Here is a 17,872-nt window from a genome sequence, read left to right on the forward strand (position 1 = left end):
AGAAGCAGTGGTAATAGAGTTTTTTTCACAATGTATTCCTCCTTTGAATTTGAAAAATATTAATCTAATTTTGGATCGAGTGCATCCCTTAATCCGTCTCCAAAGAAATTAAAGGATAGAACGAGTGCAATAATTGCTAGCCCTGGATATATGGCTAGATAAGAATGTGATTCAAGATATGTGCTTCCAATTTTTAAGATGTTTCCCCATTCAGGAATATGAGGCTCGACCCCAAGTCCTAAATAGCTTAAACTGCTTGTTGCAATGACGGCTCCCCCGATGGTTAGAGTCGCTTTCACAATCATCGGAGCAAGCGAGTTTGGAACAACATGTTGAAAAATAATTGATAGATTACTAGAACCAAGTGCACGTGCGGAGTCAACATATTCATAATTTGATACCATCATTACATTTGCCCGCATCGTTCTTGCATAAGTAGGTATGGATCCTACGCTTAAGGCAAGAACAAGTGTCATTGTGTTAGAGCCAAAAGCAGCGATAATGACAATAGCCAATAGAATACCTGGAATTGCGTAAAGAATATCAAGTAATCGCATGATAATATTGTCTGTCCGCTGTCCATAGTAGCCGGAAATGGCTCCAAGAAAACCGCCTATAATAAATGGAATAGCGGTCGATAAAAATCCAACGATAAGTGAGATTCTTGCTCCAAACACTATTCGTGAAAATAAATCTCTTCCAAAATTGTCTGTTCCAAGTGGATAAGCTAAGCTTGGTGCTTGAAGGATTGCGCTGTAATTATTCTCAACCGCCATCCCGTAGTCAAATGTTAAGTAGCTGCAAATGGAAATGGAAAATACAAAGACGATAAAGAATAAACCAAGCATTGCTGTCATATTAGATGCGATTTTCTCCCAAACCTTACGCCATTTCCCAACACTTGGACTATTCATGAATCGTTCATGCATAAGCATATTCCAGCCTAATACGAGCGCAAAGAGATTGCCCGTTACTGCTGTGAGCAAAAGAGGGAATGCAAAGAATACTTTCCACCGAGCCCTTTGTTTACCTTTTCCATCCTTCGCAATAAGAAAAAATGATACAAGTTGAAAAATGGCCATAACTAGCAATGCACCCATCGCTGGTAGAAACGTATCCGCAACATAAGGCTTAAATAAATTTAATGCTGATATAGCAATGATACAGATTTGAGTTAGCAGCATATATCCAGCAAAGGTATACTCAGGTGACTTTTCCGCTTTGACTAATTGAATGGCAAAGGTAAAGATAAAAATATTACCTGTCAAAATGCTCAACAGCTGAATAAGCCCAAGTTTCCTTGTTGAATTACGTATATAGCCTATGCCTTGAAGATCCTTTTTGATCATAAAGGTGATAAGTATCTGAATACATGTAAACAGGGCATAGGCAACAAATACACTAAATACAAAAGGCTTTATTGCTTTTCCTGAAAAATCTATGCTGCTTACCAGAAAAATAATTGTAAGTGCAAGCGATGTAATCCATGTGAAGCTTGCCTGTGTATACTCTGATGATAATTTCAGCGCGTGCTTCTTTATATAACTTTCCTTTTCCTTTAAGATAGTTGCCATTCCTACACCTGCTTTAATATTGTTTCATTTTTGAACGGATTCGTGGGTCAAAGAATGCATACAAAATGTCGATGAACAAATTGATTAATGAAATTGTAATAGCGATATAGACAACCCCGCCCATAATGCTAGGTATATCAGGAATAAACTGCTTATCCACGATATAACTCCCAATTCCGCTAATATTAAATACTTTTTCGGTAACTGCTGCACCGCCAAGCATTCCTCCAAACATCAAGCCAATTACGGTGATGACTGGAATCATGGCATTCCCGACAGCATGTTTCCATAGAACTTGCCGCTGAGTAAGCCCCTTTGCTTTTGCAGTAATAATATAATCTTCATTTATGACCTCAAGCGTCGATGACCTTGTCATACGAGCAATCGATGCAGTAAGTCCAGTTCCTAGTACGACGGCAGGCATAATAATAGAAAGCCAATTTTGAGGATTAAAGGTTGCCGGCAGCCATTGTAATTTAATAGAAAAATTTAAGATAAAGATAAGCCCCTGCCAAAAGTTCGGAATGGATAATCCTATCAGCGCAATAAACATAAAGGTATAATCAAAAAAAGAATTAGGCTTTGTCGCTGAAATAATTCCTATTGGTATGGCAATGATGATCGCCATTATTAGAGATATGACTGTTAATAAAAGTGTGATCGGGAATTTTCTTGCGATACTTGAGGCAACCTCTTCATTTCCTGAAAAGGATGATCCTAAATCAAATGTGAAAATTCCTTTCAGCGCATTCCATAATTGAGTTAAATACGGCTGATCAAGTCCATAAAGATGATTGAATGCCGCTATTTGTTCTTTTGTTGCCGTTTCACCGAGGATGTTTGCAGCAGGATCAAATGGCGACAAATACAAAATGGTAAAAACAAAAAAAGCAACACCGAGAATAACAAATAGACTCATAATAAGTCGTTCAAAAATATATTTCAAATATGGATTGCTATATAGTAGAATGAATAGATACATAGGCAAACCAGGAATGAAAGTTAAGAGCAAAAAAAGAGGGTTTGAGATTAAAGATTGAAAGGTTGCTTCATATGTAATCCTTTTCTCGTCCTTTGCCTCAAGTAGAGAGGCTACCTTTTCTTGTACGGTTTTTTGAAATTGTTCTTCTGCCCATTTCTCGGCTTGCAGCTCTATTTCCTTTTGATTTACCTTTTGGCCAAAGAAATTTTGCTTCCTTACCAATTGCACTTTAAGTTCAAGGATTAATTCATCCTTAAATCCAGTTGCTAGAAGTGCTTTCTTTGTTTCTTCTACTATTGTAGAATATGTATCTTTTTTTCTTTGCTTCAGATAAAAAAGAAACACAACTAGGTGAACCGGGAAGCCAAGTATAAAGACTAACCATCTGTAAGAAGGGTGTGGCTGCATCTTGGTGTATGTACGTCTTATGATTTCGGAAAATTTAGACTTTTGATTCATTTTACTTGTTTTTATTACTTTTTCTACCTCCAAATCATTGGACCTCCCTTCAAATAAAATTGCATTATTCCGATCTGTATAGTATATTTTAATTCATATTATGAAAAAGTCAATAAATAGTTGTTGAAAGATTTAGAATATATTCGATTACTGGTAGGTGGGAGTTTTGGAACCGATTTTGAGAGTGAAAAATTTACGGGTATCATTTCTGTCTCGAGATGATGAATTTGAGGCTGTTCGCGGTGTTAGTTTTGAAGTGAAGAAGGGGGAAACTTTAGGGATCGTTGGAGAATCTGGAAGCGGCAAAAGTGTAACGGCCAGGTCCATTATGCGACTGCTCCCGTCTCCACCCTCTTTTATGAAGGAAGGAGAAATTACCTTTTTAGGTGAAAACCTCAGCACGAAAACTGAGAAGGAGATGGAAAGCATTCGTGGTCGGGATATCGGAATGATTTTCCAAGACCCAATGACATCATTGAATCCGACAATCAAAATAGGAAAGCAAATCGCGGAAAGCCTGATTAAGCATCAGAAATTATCGCAGAAAGAGGGCAAAGAAAAAGCAATTGACTTGCTTAAACTTGTTGGTATTCGTAACAGTGAAACGCGATACAATCAATACCCTCATGAGTTTTCAGGCGGAATGAGGCAAAGGGTTATGATCGCAATTGCTCTTGCTTGCCGGCCAACACTTTTAATTGCAGACGAACCGACAACAGCACTTGATGTGACGATACAGGCACAAATATTGAATTTGATGAAGGATATGCAGGAACGGTTCGGTACCTCGATCATCTTAATTACACATGACCTCGGTGTGGTAGCTGGTATGTGTGATAGAGTTGTCGTGATGAAGGATGGAGAAATTGTAGAAACCGGAACAACTGAAGAGATTTTTGAAAATCCAAAGCATCCATATACATTGAAACTTTTAAATGCGCTGCCTCGTCTCGATGAGAACAAGAAGCCAAAGCCTGCACCGCTGATTCTGCCGGGTACGGATTATGACAAACCATTGCTTAAAGTTCGAGGACTGAAGCAATATTTTGATATGGGGAAGGGGAATGTTTTAAAAGCGGTAGATAATATCAGCTTCCATATTCGACCGGGTGAAACTCTTGGACTTGTCGGGGAGTCAGGTTCTGGAAAGTCCACAACTGGGCGAGCGATTTTACGTCTACATGAACCGACAGGTGGAGATGTTTTATACCAAGGGATGGCAGTTAATCGGTTATCTCAAAGTGAAATGAAGATTATGCGCCGTCATATGCAAATGATTTTTCAAGACCCTTATGCGTCTCTAAATCCTAGGTTTAAAGTTCTTGATATTATTGGGCAAGCCTTAGATGTACATAAATTAAGCGGGAGTAAGGCTGAACGGAAAAGGAGAGTGGAAGAGCTCCTTGAAATGGTAGGACTAGAGCCATCTCATGCACTGCGCTACCCACATGAATTCTCTGGTGGACAGCGGCAACGCATCGGGATTGCACGCGCTCTTGCAGTGGAACCTAAATTCATCGTCTGTGACGAACCGCTGTCTGCTCTTGATGTATCCATTCAATCACAGGTCGTTAAGCTATTGGAGGATCTGCAGCATCGTCTCGGTCTAACTTATTTATTCATTGCCCATGACCTATCCATGGTGAAGCATATTAGTGATCGGGTTGCAGTTATGTATGCAGGGAAGATTGTTGAGCTTGCTGAAAGTGAAGAGCTCTACTCGAATCCGCAGCATGAGTATACGAAAAAATTACTCTCTGCCATTCCTATCCCTGATCCAAAGATAGAATCAATGAAGAAAAGAGTATTAATGGAGGAGCAAACAGATGAAGACAAGTATCACTTAAGTCAATCTGAGCTTGTTGAAGTATCTAAGGGGCATTGGGTCGCCATGCCGAAAGTCGCTGTCCATGTATAATGAATAAGATGATGAACCGTTTCCGCTTTATGGAGGCGGTTTTTTATAGGGTTTAATGCAAACGTTGGATGTTTAATTTCCTATTTTTAACTTATTTGTGAACTTGGACAATAAAGTTGTGAACTCGGACAATAAAACTGGAATTTGGACAATATATTTTTGGAACGGACAACATATCTCCAAAACGGACAATATATTTGATGTTTGGACAATAAGTGAAAAATTCAAATAAAGATTATTGAATTTTGAGAGGAAATAAACGAGGAATGAAGAATATTTTACTAAAATAAAAGGAGTGATGAATTTGATTGTAAAAAAACGAGAAATTCCTATAAAAATATTAGTACTTGAGGCTATACTTCGAAGACTGCACGAACATCATCCAAAGAGAACGATCATTGAGGAAGACTTGTCCAAATATAAGGCAGGATATCAGGGTGAAAAAGCTCTTAATTATTATCTAAGCTTTCTTGATGAACAAAAATATTCTATTTTCCACGATCTTCGTCTTTGCAACGGAGAATACTATTTTCAAATCGATTCACTTATCCTCTCTACCGACTTTGCTCTGATTGTAGAAGTGAAAAATATAACAGGCACTTTGCTATTTGAACCAAATTTTAATCAATTAATTAGAAGTATTGATGAGAAGGAAGAGGGATTTCCTAATCCACTATTACAAATCCAACGACAGCAGCTTCAACTGAGAAAATGGTTAGATAAGAAACGTCTAATTCATTTACCTATTGAAATTCTAATCATAAATAGCAATTCTTCAGCAATACTAAAGGGTAATCAGTATGTATCCAAATATGTTTGTAAAATTGACCGATTATTAGAGAAAATCGCTACTCTTGAGAAGAAATATATTGTGGAAATATTAAATCCACAAGAAATGCGAAAATTGAGTAAGAGTATTTTAAAATATCATTCTCCTTTTGAAACGCAATCTTTCCTCCAAAAATATTCAATTCCCTCATCAGATATTATTACAGGTGTGCAGTGTCCTCAATGTAAAACTTTTCCGATGAAGTATTATAGAAGAAAGTGGTATTGTCCAAGGTGTCAAACGATTTCTAAAGTTGAACATATTAAAGCTACACAGGATTACTTCTATTTAATCAAAAATACTATGTCAAATGCAGATTTCCGTCATTTTCTGCATATCCACTCGATTAGCTCCGCTTCAAAACTTCTTGAATCTATGGATTTGAAGAAAACGGGTGAAAAGAAGGGCAGGCTTTATCAAGCAAGGTAGTATTTGATTTATATATAAGATCTATTCACTCACTTTCCTATGCTTGTCTACATTCCTCTTAAATTTAAGGGTAATTTGTAAACTTAGACAATAAAGTTGTGAACTCGGACAATAAAACTGAAATTTGGACAATATATTTCTGGATCGGACAATAAATCTCCAAAACGGACAATATATTTGATATTTGGACAATAAATATAGTTCAACACATTATATGGAAGGAAAAAGTTTAAATAAAAGTATATGATTATATTATAATAATAGAAGTCGGCCAAATGAATGCTGGCTTTTTTCTTTGTGAAAGGGGTTAGCGGTTCGAGGGAGTTATTTAATTTAAACATCGAGTGAAGGCTTAAAAGAAAGTGGTGATATACATGAACAAATGGTTTTCATCTATGACGATGTTATCTTCTGTTCAATGGTTATTTTTTATATTTGCAAATACCGTTATGGTTCCAATATCTGTAGCGAATGCATTTCATCTGCCTCCAGATACGATGGCGATGATGCTTAAAACTTCGCTGATATTTACTGGTCTAGCCTGTATTTTTCAAGGATGGAAAGGACATAGATATCCTTTATTGGAAGGTCATTCCGGACTAATGTGGGGATTAATCTTAAATTTAGGGCTATCTGCGTCATCGCTCGGAATGAGCTACTCGGCGATTGGCGGGGGAATTGCGACAGGCATTTTATTGGCATGCTTCGTAACGATTATTCTTGCTGCTTTTAATGGCATCTCGTTATTACAATCTATCTTTAATCCAATGGTGATGTCCGTTTATTTATTTCTATTAACCTTTCAGCTCGTATTGATTTTTTTCAAAGGGATGCTGAAAATTACAGAGCAGGGCACACTGGATATTCCAGTCAGCTTATTTTCAATTGGGATAGTCATATTTGTCAGCTTGCTTAAGTTAAAGGGAAGTACAACGATAAGCAACTTTTCCATATTAATAGGATTGATTGTCGGATGGCTGTTCTATGATTTATTATTTGTGGATCAGCTTGAACAAACGGCTCAAGCGACGGGAATTACTTTTACATTATTTCCTTTAGGGAAACCTAATTTAGAATTCGGAATTATTACTGTTGCATTTTTTGCGGGGATTATGAATTTAAGCAATACGATCGCTTCGATTAGTGCAAGTGAAAAGCTTTTTCAAAAGGAAACATCACAGAAGCGATACCGACAATCCATTTTTATTACAAGTATTTTTTCTGTGATTGGGACAGGTTTCGGGCTTGTACCGTTTACACCGTATACATCTACAATTGGATTTTTGCAAAGTACGAGAATTCTAGATAAGAAGCCCTTTTTTATTGGAGGAGCGCTTATCACATTGATCGGGCTTATTCCGGCACTAGGGTCATTTTTGGCTTCCATGCCGATGACGGTTGGGAATGCAGTATTGTTTGTAGCCTACTTGCAGCTTTTCGGAACAGCTTTTAACAGTTTAAATGGAAAGGTATTTAATTCGAATACGATTTTTCGATTGGCTGCCCCTGTTTTGGTTGGAATAAGCCTAATGAATATTAATCCTTCTCTTTTCAAAGATTTACCAGTTCTGATACAGCCATTTATTTCAAATGGATTGATCATGGGTGTGTTCATTTCGATTCTATTAGAGAAAATGGTTAATTGGTCGGCGTTTGAACAGCAGTTTGAGTTGAAGAATGGTTAAAAAGGTAAAAGCCCTCTGCTTGGATAAGCAGGGGGTTTTTTTGCTCGGATTTTAGCATTCGATGAATCCCTTTTTTATACCAATTTTTTTTAAAAAAATAGTTAACCTATTACTCCAAAATGATTAAAAAAAAATTCTATGTCAATACTTGTAGCTACTCAATTTATTGAGGTGAATTCCTTATTTTCAAAATGCATTTTCGTATTAAATCTACGTTAGATGTAGGTATAAAAAAGGAGGTCATTACATGTCAGAGAAAGAAAAAAACATTTCTAGACGTGACTTTTTGAAAACGTCTGGGATTGCAACTGGGACTTTAATTGGTGGTGGCCTGATTGGTGGCATCATTGGTTATGGGATGCCTAAAACAACAAAAGTTCCAGACAAAAAAACAGAGAAAACGAATCATAACTTAACAAGCCCGAAAGGAAGAATGTTTTTTACAAAAGATCGTGATTTTAATATTCTATCCCAAGCGACCGAACGAATTTTTCCAAAAGATGACACAGGCCCAGGAGCTATCGAGCTTGGTGTTCCATATTTTATCGATAATCAGCTTGCAGGAAATTATGGAAGTAATGCTAGGGAATACATGCAAGGACCATTCTTCGTAGGAGCACCAACACAAGGCTATCAAAGCTCTCAAACTCGTGCAGATGCATATACGCAAGGGGTTTCGATGCTCGAAAAGGAGGCACAATCGAGATATAAAAAGAGTTTTGTCGATCTCGAAGGTGAGCAAATGGATGCAATCCTTACTTCATTTGAAAAAGGTGAAGTAAAAATGAACGGGCTTACGTCTGATTTTTTCTTTCGCATGCTAAGAGCTGCTACACTGCAAGGCGCATATGCTGATCCGATTTATAGTGGAAATAATAATATGGATGGATGGAGAATGAAAAACTTCCCAGGAAATCAAATGTCCTATCTTAATGTAATAGATAGTAAAGAATTTCAGAAAATAGATCCTCAATCTTTAGCTAATATGAAGCATTAAAGGAGTACATTATGGCGAGAACATTGGAAAAAGTTGATGTTGTTACAGTTGGTGTAGGCTGGACAGGCGGCATAGTCGCTGCGGAATGTACAAAAGCAGGCCTTAAGGTTGTTGGTCTAGAACGTGGGCAGGAAAGAGGAACTGCTGATTTTTTACATGTTCATGATGAGTACCGCTATGCCATTCGTTATGAATTAATGCAAAATGTTGCAAAGGAAACCGTTACTTTTCAAAATACCCGCAAAATGAAAGCACTTCCAATGAGGCAGATGGGTTCTTTCCTTTTAGGTGAAGGACTTGGAGGAGCAGGAACTCATTGGAATGGCTGGACATACCGATTTTTACCATATGATTTCGAGATAAAAACCCTTACTGAAAAAAAATACGGGAAAAATAAAGTCCCAAAAGATTATCTTTTACAGGATTGGGGATTAACGTATGACGATTTAGAGCCTTATTATGACAAGTTTGAAAAAACAGCAGGGATTTCTGGGGAAAATAAAAACCCGTATGGAGGTAAGCGTTCAAGTGAATATCCAACTCCGCCGATGGTAAAGACTCCAATTCTTGAACGGTTTGAAAAAGCAACTCAAAAAATGGGAATGAAACCATATATGCTGCCAGCAGCAACAATTTCAACAACATATACGAATCCGGATGGCTCCAAAATCAATGGATGTCAATATTGCGGATATTGCGAAAGATTTGGTTGTGAGTATGGGGCCAAGGCAAGCCCTGAGGTTACGGTGGTGCCTACTGCTTTAAAAACAGGAAATTATGATCTTCGCTTCAATGCAAATGTAGTTGAAATATTAAAACAAGGAAATAAGGTAACAGGTGTTAAATACATTGATACATTATCATTAGAGGAAATCATCCAGCCAGCAGACGTAGTCGTCTTAACAAGCTATGTTTTAAACAATGCAAAGCTGCTTATGGTTTCAAAAATTGGGGAACAATACGATCCTGATACAGGAAGGGGAACCTTAGGGAAAAACTACTGTTATCAGTTAAACGCTGGTTCAACTGGCTTTTTCGACGAGCAAATGAATGTGTTTATGGGAGCTGGGGCATTAGGAATGACATTAGATGATTGGAATGGCGATAACTTTGACCATAGTGATGTGAATTTTATTCATGGCTCCGGAATTTGGATTACCCAATCTGGGAACAGACCAATTGCCAAGAATCCTGTCACACCTGACGTTCCATCATGGGGACCTGAATTTAAAAAAGCCTCCATCTATAATTTCACAAGAACTCTCTATGTAGGCGGCCAAGGTGCAACGATGCCTCATAAAGAAAACTATATGTCGTTAGATGACACATACAAAGATGCTTACGGCTTGCCGCTTTTGCGGCTTACATATAATTTTACAGAACAAGACCGAAATCTCTTTAAATTTTCAAATGACAAAACGGAAGAGATTATGAAAGAAATGGGAGCTAAGACTGTAGTACCTGAAAATGTTATAGAAGAGTATGATATTGTTCCATATCAGTCTACACATAATACTGGCGGAACCATCATGGGAGTAGATCGTGATACGAGTGTAGTGAACACTTATTTACAGCATTGGGATGCCGATAATCTGTTTGTAGTGGGAGCTGGAAACTTTAATCACAACAGTGGGTATAATCCTACTGGAACAGTTGGAGCTCTAGCATACCGCTGTGCAGACGGGATTATTAAATATAGCAAAAGTGGGGGAAGTCTTGTTTAAAATTAGGAGGCTCATAATATGGGATTATCATCAATAGGAATTCCGGGTCTAATCATTATCCTTGTAATTGTATTAATCATATTCGGACCAAAAAAACTGCCTGAAATCGGTGGAGCATTTGGTAAGACATTATCAGAATTTAAAAGATCGACAAAGGGCGTGTTGGATGATGAGGATACAACTTCAATGCCTGAAAAAAAGTCTGAGTAGTGCGATAAGGTGATTGTATGGATCCATACCAAGAGCATAAAGCGAATGCAGTTGCTGAATTATCTCAAAAAAAGATAAAAGAAGGAGCAATAAAAGAAGGATCACTCACAGATCATTTGGCTGATTTACGAAAGCAACTCATAAAAAGTGCTAGTGTGTTCATCTTCTTTTTGGTCATTGTATTTTCGACTATTAATTGGTGGCTCCCCTATGTAACGAGGGGAAATGATCTCGTAGTGCTTGGACCATTCCAAGTGATAAAGCTTTATACATCAATTTGTGTCACTTTATCACTTGGTCTTTCCTTGCCTTTCTTCATTCATTTCATTTGGACTTTTGTAAAACCAGGTTTGAATTCGAAAGAGGTTAGGTTTTTAGGCATTTATGCACCAGCCATGTTTACTTTATTTATATTAGGTTTAACCTTCGGATATTATGTCGTCAATCCATTAAGCTATCAGTTTCTTGTTAATTTTGGAGCTATGAATTTTGATATTATGGTGTCTGCTTCTGAATACGTACATTTTCTTATCATGACAACAGTTCCTTTAGGTTTTTTATTCGAGCTTCCAATTATTGTATTGTTTTTGAACTCAATAGATGTACTGTCAGCAGCTGCATTAATTAAAGTTCGGAAATGGTCATACTTAGTTATCGCTGTTGTTTCGGCGCTGATTACGCCGCCCGATTTCATCAGCCAATTGATTGTACTTGTGCCAATGGCTCTGTTATATGAAATGAGTATCTATCTTGTTCGCAGAATAGAAATTCGGAGAGAAAAACAATCGAATGAAAATAGTTAGTATGGACCAATCTATGCTTACAGTCGGTGCGATATATGCACTGACTGTTTTTTTACACATTATGAAAGTATAAATTGCCAGCGCAGAAGATGATTCGACGCAGTTCCTAATTTTAGGAATTGAGTGAATGAGCAGATGCTCATGATAGCTGTGTGTATTATTTTACAACATCAAAAGGCCATTCATTCATGCCTGTTTTTAAGTTGTATATATTGGTAAAACCATTGTCTATTAATATTTGTGCAGCTTGGCCAGAGCGGTTACCACTACGACATACTAATAGATACGATTTTTCTTTGTTAAGTTCGGAAATGCGTGTCTCAAGCTCTTGAAGTGGTAAAAGTGAAGATTCGGGGATATGTCCCTCCGCATACTCCTCAAGTGTTCGAACATCAATGACTTCTACTTTATTATCTTCAATTAATTTTTTTGCTGCTTCGTTATCAATATTCTCATATGAAGCCTTGCTTGAACATGCAGTAAGTGCAAGTAATAAAGATAATGCCAGTAATAGAAAAAGCTTCTTTTTCATCATTTTCACCCTTGTTGTTTATTAATTTGGTCAAATAAACATGCCTCTTCCCAAAATCAATTATAATGAAATGCCTAAGTTTGCAAAATTTAATCTCTTCATTTAAAAAAATGGCATCCAAAAGTTACGGGGAACTTCTGAACACCATATTAGAATAAGCTATGTTACATTATCGTTCTATTAAATTGTTTTCATGCTTTCAGTCGTAGTCTTACTAATTTCCTTAACAACCTCTGCTTCCTCATCCATTAAGCCTTTAGTTGATTTCTTAAATTCTCTTAATGTTTGTCCTACTGCACGTCCTAATTCTGGAAGTTTTTTAGGTCCAAAAATAATTAGTGCTAGAACGAGAATAATAATTAAACCGGGAATCCCAATGTTAGATAGCATAATTGTCTCTCCTTTTTATCGTTTGAATAGACTGTTTGCCTATTTTATCAAACAATTATTGTATTACTAATATAATAAACCTCTATGGATGATAAGGATATGCTAATAGTCACATGTTTTGATTAAATTTTTCGCAGATTAATTGAGTTTCTATTTATCAATCAAACGATTGATTTTTTTCAATATAATCTAACACCATCTTCACATTGCTTGCTTGACCAACAAGGGTTGAGTATTTATATGGAGACTTTTCGTAGTCTTCTCTACATATTGTTGGTAAGTTCGTGAGTTGCTGATAATTAGCGCGTACATTTTTTTCGGCATCGGTAGAAATTTTTATTTTGCTAATATCTCTTTCGAATTTGTCATAAATTTGATGAATCTCTTCACTTGCTGGTTTTTCCGGGAGAGAATGCAGATTTTTATATAAATTTTGATAAGGTTCTTGAATTGCTTGTAAATATTCTTCATAGGTCACAACACCTTCTGAATCGTTCCCTAAAAAAACAGTGACGAAGCCAATAATGGATAATCCGAGTCCCGCTATGATTATCTTGCTGTGTTTATTCAGATTAAGAATGTATTTCATTCGTCTCTCATCCTCATCAAATAGTAGATTCCTTTCGCAGTGTATATCGTTTCAAGTTGTTGAATACATAATTTAAGGAAATTATATAATGTAAAAATAGATTATTATTATGAAGCTTCCAACGAATTTATGAAACTTTTAACCTTATACAACGAATTTGACCAAAGTTTCATAATGTGTTCAATGATATTTGAGTACATATGCATTTTTTTATTTATACTATCTTTAGTAATGCTAAATGACTATGAAAAAGGATAATGGACATGAACAATATGACAATAAAAAAACAGCTAACAATTATTTTCATTATCGTGACTATTCTCCCGATTAGTATCCTTGGAATTTTTCATAGTATTGAAATGACCGATTTTATTACTCAATCCTCAAAAAACCAAAAGTATGCGACTCAACGCCTTGCTGAATCCGTTGAAACGTATGTGAATTTTCATGTGAACTATATTGAATCAATTAGTTATAATCTCTCACAATCGCAAAATTGGAGTATCGACTATATGACGATGCTTTTAAAAGGTGGAAAAATAAAACTCCCTGGTTTTATCGAATTATATGTTGGAAATAGCGACGGGAAGATTATTGCTTCATATCCACGGAATAGCCAAGAGGGAGAGTTTTTGTTAGGTGAAGATATTAGCAATCGAGATCATTTTAAAGAAATAAAAGCGACAGAACGTACAGTTGTTACTCCCATTCTTTTAGGGAGGCATTCGAAAAAGCCGCTTATTATGATAGAAGCGCCTATTTTACAAGAAAGTCAATTTCAGGGTTATGTTCTTGGGACGTTGGATTTAACAGCATTAAAAAAAATCATTATTGACTATGATTATGGAATAGGGGCTTATCCAGTTGTGGAAGACCAAGATCATAAAGTCATTTATCATCCCGTTCTGCCGCTAATTAGTAAAAACTATGAATTGAAAAATCTCATGCAGCAATATCATTTTGAAGATCGATTGCTCGGAGATGGGGAGTTCTATTCAACTGTCAATCATCGCTATGAATATTTAAGCTTTGAAAAGATTCCGTCACTGAATTGGGTTGTTTATGTTTCGCAGCCGACTTCATTTAAAACAGAAAGTATTCGTAATGCGATGATCCTCTTAGGGATTGTGCTAGTTGCAACCCTTATTTTTACACAAAACTTAGCAAAATTATTAGCTCAAAGAATGCTAGATCCAATTAATGTTCTAATTGAATACTCGGCAGCCATTGAACGTAAATCATTTTCTCTAGAGAATTTTGATAAAATCCAAATGACGAACGCGGCAAAAGAATTTAATTTACTTTTGAACCGCTTTTATGAAATGGGAAAGAATGTTTTTCGCAACCGAGAGGAGCTAATTAAGCTAAACCTTGATTTAGAAAGACGAATTGCGGAACGAACGGAAGGCTTAGTAAAGGATATAACGAAGGAAAAGGAAATTGATCGTTTAAAAAACCAACTAATTTCATTTACCTCTCATGAGTTTAAGACTCCAATAACAACATTAAGTGGGAGCATAGAAACGTTACTTAGGAAAGATATCGAGTGGGAAGAGGATTTTATTGATGAAATTCTGCTTGGAATGAAAGACGATATTCAAAGATTAGAGCAGCTAACGAGTGATTGGATTGATATTGTCAAAATAGATTCTAACGCTCTAGTGCTTATTAATGAACAGATGAGGATTGGCTCCTTTATTGAAGGTGTCATTCAAGGTTTAAAAAAACCTCCGTACACCGAAGCGAAGATTGTTTTTAAACGATGTGAAGCATCGGAGCATATAGTGGCCTTTGATATAAAAAGGGTTGAACAAGTTATTAGGAATATTATTACGAACGCAATCCGCTATAGCAAAGGGAACCCGACTATTTTTATTAGGGTATATGAGGATAAAGAGTCCATTTATATTGATTTCAAGGATAATGGAATCGGAATAGCAGAAGAACATATTCCGAAAATATTCGATAGGTTTTTCCATGTAGATGCTTCACGCACAAGAAAAACAGGCGGTACTGGTCTAGGCTTAGCTATTTGCAAAGGGATTATAGAAGCCCACGGATGGGAAATCAAAGTAGTAAGTCAATTAAATAAGGGCAGTACCTTTACGATTGTAATACCTAAAAATGAGCAGGTGAAGTAAATCATGAAGCAAAAAATAATGATTGTGGATGATGAGCCAAAAATTTTAAGACTTGTGTCTGCGAATTTGAGGTCGCAAAATTACGATGTTCTCACCTATACAAACGGATATGAAATGTTAGAAGATTATGATTGCATCATGCCAGATTTAGTCCTCCTTGATATTTTAATGCCGGAAATTGACGGATTTGAAGTACTTGAAGCTTTACGTTCTTTTACGAATGTTCCAATTATTATGCTATCAGCTTGCCATGATGCTGCTGATAAAGTCACTGCATTGGATTTAGGATCTGACGATTATATGACGAAGCCATTTACATTGGATGAGCTTTATGCTCGTATTCGTGCTGTGCTAAGGAGAACAGGAAACCAGTCTCAACCGACTGTGATTAACACCTCAAAAAAAATAAAAAACTTAGAAATCGATTTTCAAAAAAGGCGAATCTTTGTTGATGGAAATGAGACAGATGTTTCTAATACAGAATACAAGCTATTCGCCTATCTATCTAGTAATCAAGGAAAAGTTATAACTCATGAAGAATTGTTAACCCAAATATGGGGACCAGAATATCGAAACGATATTGACTATTTACGGGTTACGATTGCAAGGCTAAGGCAAAAATTAAGAAAGTCGAACGGGGAAAATAAAATAGAATATATTGTGACGTATCCAGGTGTTGGATATATGATTGATTAGAAAATAATTAGTCGTTCACTCGACATTTGTAAGGGCATCTCCACAAGGAGGTGCTTTTTTTTTTCGTATCTTTGAAGTTGGAGAACTGTCTAGCTTCAGCGCCTAGAGCCTAGTCATACGATAAGTCAACATTGACTCGTTATCACTCGTCGTGTTTCCTACATCTCAGTCGAGGTCAGTCCAGATCATACGTCGATGACCAAGGGGCTTCCGTTTTTCTGTTTGTGACAGCTTATTGACTGTAATGTTTTTGTAATTTCTTTGACAGGAGTTGTTATGAGGATGTAAGGAGCAATTTATTATGATATTTACATATAGTAAATTGTGAAAAAATTCACAAAGAGGAGTGTCGAGAATGATGGAAGAAAAAACGACTCGTCTTGAATTATTAAAGCAGGGAGCAGTTGTTTGTGTCGCACTGGCTGCTGGAGGACTAGTACCTATAAATGTATTAGGGAAGGATACAAAAAAAACGGCAAAATCCTCACCAACTAGCTTTAAGTATGACGAACTATTCGACGTCATCGTTGTAGGAAGTGGGTTGTCTGGTACAGTTGCCGCCATTACTGCCGCGGAAAAAGGGAATAAGGTATTAATGGTCGAGAAAATGGATTTCCTAGGGGGAAGTTCAATCAATCAAAATTTCAATCTTGCTTGTCCAGAAAGTAAGGAACAAAAACAAAAAGGCATAAAAGACAGTCATGAAACTATGGATAAGGATATCCAAAAAATTGCCGAGAACTATGGAAATCCTGAATTAGTAATGAAGATGATCAAAAATAGTATTGATTTTTATACCTTGTTGGAAAAGGTCGGTATTAAATTTGAACTGCTAAAGGATGTTAGAGGGCATTCTGTACCTCGGACGTTATGGCTAAGTAACGGAGGCAAACAAGTAATTGAAAAATTGCATTCATATTTAAATGGTAAATGCAGCATTCGCAAACAGATTAAGGTTAATGAGGTTTTAATTGATGATAATGGGCGCGCTGTTGGTGTAAAGGTTCGAGAACATTATGTTTGTTCAAATGAGCATGATGATGATCTATTAAATAAAACAGGGGTAGAAAAAGTTTACGGAGCTAGAAAAGGCGTTATTTTGGCAAATGGTGGCTTTGCTTTTGATAAGACATTTATTTCAGGAGAAGCAAAATATTTCGGTGGGTTATCAGAAATGTCTATTTCCGCCCATCGTGGAGCGACAGCTGGTTTGTTGAAATCAATGATTTTAAAAGGAGCTCATCCTGTTAATACATCGTTATACCATTTCGCCTATCCTTTGTATGAGCGTGATTTTTATTATGGATTAATGGTTGATGCAGCAGGTGAAAGATTAGCGGACGAGGGCAATCCAAGTAAATTTGGACGCATTGCTTATAAATCAAAAAATAAAAATGAAGGAAAAGCACCAGTATGTCTATTTGATCAAACAGGATTTGATTTAATATCTGACAAGCAAAAAAGAGACGCAGCGACACAGACTGGAACCATTAAAAAGTTTGATTCAATTGAGCAGCTGAGCAATGAATTTAAGCTCCCGTTAGCTACAGTGCAGAAAACAATTTCTGAATATCATAGCACAATTGATGCTAAAAAAGATGAGAAGTTTATGAAAATGCTTGACCAATTAAACGGTGCAGCCATAAAGAAAGCCCCATTTTATGCAATAAAAGTCGAACCTGAGCTTAATTATACGACGGGTGGTCTCAGAATTGATAAAAAAGCTCGTGTGCTTAGAATCGCTGACGAAACGCCATTTAAAGGCCTATTTGCTGCAGGGGAAGTAACAGGTGGAATCCATGGTGCGCAAATATTAGAGGGACTTAACACGCTTGATTGTGGTGTGTATGGCATAATCGCAGGCGAACAGGCTTCTAAAATGGAAGCAATCGATCTTGGTTAAGTAGGGAGGGA

15 protein-coding genes are annotated in these 17,872 nt (G+C 36.6%); 10 read left to right on the forward strand and 5 right to left on the reverse strand.

The annotated features are described in order from the left end of the window. Nucleotides 1-59: 59 nt before the first annotated feature. Nucleotides 60-1,574, reverse strand: a complete 1,515-nt coding sequence (locus FSZ17_RS04805) for an ABC transporter permease (RefSeq protein WP_057776022.1) — start codon at nt 1,572-1,574, stop codon at nt 60-62. Nucleotides 1,575-1,587: 13 nt separating this feature from the next. Beyond that, complete coding sequence (locus tag FSZ17_RS04810; protein WP_057776061.1) at nt 1,588-3,015, reverse strand: ABC transporter permease; 1,428 nt, start codon at nt 3,013-3,015, stop codon at nt 1,588-1,590. Nucleotides 3,016-3,181: 166 nt separating this feature from the next. Here FSZ17_RS04810 and FSZ17_RS23990 point away from each other — a divergent pair, with 166 nt between their 5' ends. The 7 genes from FSZ17_RS23990 to tatC all read left to right on the forward strand — a co-directional run bounded on the left by FSZ17_RS23990 (nt 3,182) and on the right by tatC (nt 11,610). Continuing rightward, complete coding sequence (locus tag FSZ17_RS23990; protein WP_057776021.1) at nt 3,182-4,933, forward strand: ABC transporter ATP-binding protein; 1,752 nt, start codon at nt 3,182-3,184, stop codon at nt 4,931-4,933. Between the two features lie 304 nt (nt 4,934-5,237). Then, nucleotides 5,238-6,191, forward strand: a complete 954-nt coding sequence (locus tag FSZ17_RS04820) for a nuclease-related domain-containing protein (RefSeq protein WP_057776020.1) — start codon at nt 5,238-5,240, stop codon at nt 6,189-6,191. Between the two features lie 374 nt (nt 6,192-6,565). Further along, nucleotides 6,566-7,876 carry a uracil/xanthine transporter gene (locus FSZ17_RS04825; RefSeq protein WP_057776019.1) on the forward strand — a complete coding sequence of 437 codons (1,311 nt, stop codon included), beginning with the start codon at nt 6,566-6,568 and terminating at the stop codon, nt 7,874-7,876. A gap of 247 nt (nt 7,877-8,123) precedes the next feature. Next, nucleotides 8,124-8,873, forward strand: a complete 750-nt coding sequence (locus tag FSZ17_RS04830; protein ID WP_057776018.1) for a gluconate 2-dehydrogenase subunit 3 family protein — start codon at nt 8,124-8,126, stop codon at nt 8,871-8,873. Between the two features lie 11 nt (nt 8,874-8,884). After that, nucleotides 8,885-10,597, forward strand: coding sequence for a GMC family oxidoreductase (locus FSZ17_RS04835; protein WP_057776017.1), 1,713 nt, complete (start codon nt 8,885-8,887; stop codon nt 10,595-10,597). Between the two features lie 18 nt (nt 10,598-10,615). Further along, nucleotides 10,616-10,807 carry a twin-arginine translocase TatA/TatE family subunit gene (tatA, locus tag FSZ17_RS04840; protein ID WP_057776016.1) on the forward strand — a complete coding sequence of 64 codons (192 nt, stop codon included), beginning with the start codon at nt 10,616-10,618 and terminating at the stop codon, nt 10,805-10,807. Nucleotides 10,808-10,824: 17 nt separating this feature from the next. After that, the gene (gene tatC, locus FSZ17_RS04845) at nt 10,825-11,610 is read left to right on the forward strand and encodes a twin-arginine translocase subunit TatC (protein ID WP_057776015.1); all 786 of its coding nucleotides are present in this window, start codon (nt 10,825-10,827) and stop codon (nt 11,608-11,610) included. A 157-nt stretch (nt 11,611-11,767) separates the two neighbouring features. On the opposite strand, the gene FSZ17_RS04850 is transcribed toward tatC, so the two are convergent. The 3 genes from FSZ17_RS04850 to FSZ17_RS04860 all read right to left on the reverse strand — a co-directional run bounded on the left by FSZ17_RS04850 (nt 11,768) and on the right by FSZ17_RS04860 (nt 13,121). Beyond that, a complete protein-coding gene (locus tag FSZ17_RS04850) occupies nt 11,768-12,142 on the reverse strand; it encodes a rhodanese-like domain-containing protein (RefSeq protein ID WP_057776014.1) in 375 nt (124 codons plus the stop codon). A 180-nt stretch (nt 12,143-12,322) separates the two neighbouring features. Beyond that, nucleotides 12,323-12,532 carry a twin-arginine translocase TatA/TatE family subunit gene (gene tatA / locus FSZ17_RS04855; RefSeq protein WP_057776013.1) on the reverse strand — a complete coding sequence of 70 codons (210 nt, stop codon included), beginning with the start codon at nt 12,530-12,532 and terminating at the stop codon, nt 12,323-12,325. Nucleotides 12,533-12,689: 157 nt separating this feature from the next. Then, nucleotides 12,690-13,121: a hypothetical protein gene (locus tag FSZ17_RS04860; RefSeq protein WP_057776012.1), complete on the reverse strand. Its 432-nt coding sequence runs from the start codon at nt 13,119-13,121 to the stop codon at nt 12,690-12,692. Nucleotides 13,122-13,384: 263 nt separating this feature from the next. On the opposite strand from FSZ17_RS04860, the gene FSZ17_RS04865 reads away from it, so the two are divergent. From FSZ17_RS04865 to FSZ17_RS04875, 3 genes are all read left to right on the forward strand, one after another. Beyond that, complete coding sequence (locus FSZ17_RS04865) at nt 13,385-15,262, forward strand: sensor histidine kinase (protein ID WP_057776011.1); 1,878 nt, start codon at nt 13,385-13,387, stop codon at nt 15,260-15,262. A 3-nt stretch (nt 15,263-15,265) separates the two neighbouring features. Then, nucleotides 15,266-15,958: a response regulator transcription factor gene (locus FSZ17_RS04870; protein ID WP_057776010.1), complete on the forward strand. Its 693-nt coding sequence runs from the start codon at nt 15,266-15,268 to the stop codon at nt 15,956-15,958. A gap of 355 nt (nt 15,959-16,313) precedes the next feature. After that, entirely contained in the window at nt 16,314-17,861 is a 1,548-nt protein-coding gene (locus FSZ17_RS04875) for an FAD-binding protein (RefSeq protein WP_057776009.1), read from the forward strand. The last annotated feature ends 11 nt before the right edge of the window (nt 17,862-17,872 follow it).

It is taken from the genome of Cytobacillus dafuensis (genome assembly GCF_007995155.1).
GTDB lineage: Bacteria > Bacillota > Bacilli > Bacillales > Cytobacillaceae > Cytobacillus > Cytobacillus dafuensis.

Excerpts from the sequence above, each read along its gene's own strand:
- FSZ17_RS04805 (WP_057776022.1), bottom strand. The coding sequence starts at position 1,574 with ATGGCAACTATCTTAAAGGAAAAGGAAAGTTATATAAAGAAGCACGCG.
- FSZ17_RS04810 (WP_057776061.1), bottom strand. The coding sequence starts at position 3,015 with ATGAATCAAAAGTCTAAATTTTCCGAAATCATAAGACGTACATACACC.
- FSZ17_RS04825 (WP_057776019.1), top strand. The coding sequence starts at position 6,566 with ATGAACAAATGGTTTTCATCTATGACGATGTTATCTTCTGTTCAATGG.
- FSZ17_RS04830 (WP_057776018.1), top strand. The coding sequence starts at position 8,124 with ATGTCAGAGAAAGAAAAAAACATTTCTAGACGTGACTTTTTGAAAACG.
- FSZ17_RS04835 (WP_057776017.1), top strand. The coding sequence starts at position 8,885 with ATGGCGAGAACATTGGAAAAAGTTGATGTTGTTACAGTTGGTGTAGGC.
- tatA (WP_057776016.1), top strand. The coding sequence starts at position 10,616 with ATGGGATTATCATCAATAGGAATTCCGGGTCTAATCATTATCCTTGTA.
- tatC (WP_057776015.1), top strand. The coding sequence starts at position 10,825 with ATGGATCCATACCAAGAGCATAAAGCGAATGCAGTTGCTGAATTATCT.
- FSZ17_RS04850 (WP_057776014.1), bottom strand. The coding sequence starts at position 12,142 with ATGAAAAAGAAGCTTTTTCTATTACTGGCATTATCTTTATTACTTGCA.
- tatA (WP_057776013.1), bottom strand. The coding sequence starts at position 12,532 with ATGCTATCTAACATTGGGATTCCCGGTTTAATTATTATTCTCGTTCTA.
- FSZ17_RS04860 (WP_057776012.1), bottom strand. The coding sequence starts at position 13,121 with ATGAAATACATTCTTAATCTGAATAAACACAGCAAGATAATCATAGCG.
- FSZ17_RS04865 (WP_057776011.1), top strand. The coding sequence starts at position 13,385 with ATGAACAATATGACAATAAAAAAACAGCTAACAATTATTTTCATTATC.
- FSZ17_RS04870 (WP_057776010.1), top strand. The coding sequence starts at position 15,266 with ATGAAGCAAAAAATAATGATTGTGGATGATGAGCCAAAAATTTTAAGA.
- FSZ17_RS04875 (WP_057776009.1), top strand. The coding sequence starts at position 16,314 with ATGATGGAAGAAAAAACGACTCGTCTTGAATTATTAAAGCAGGGAGCA.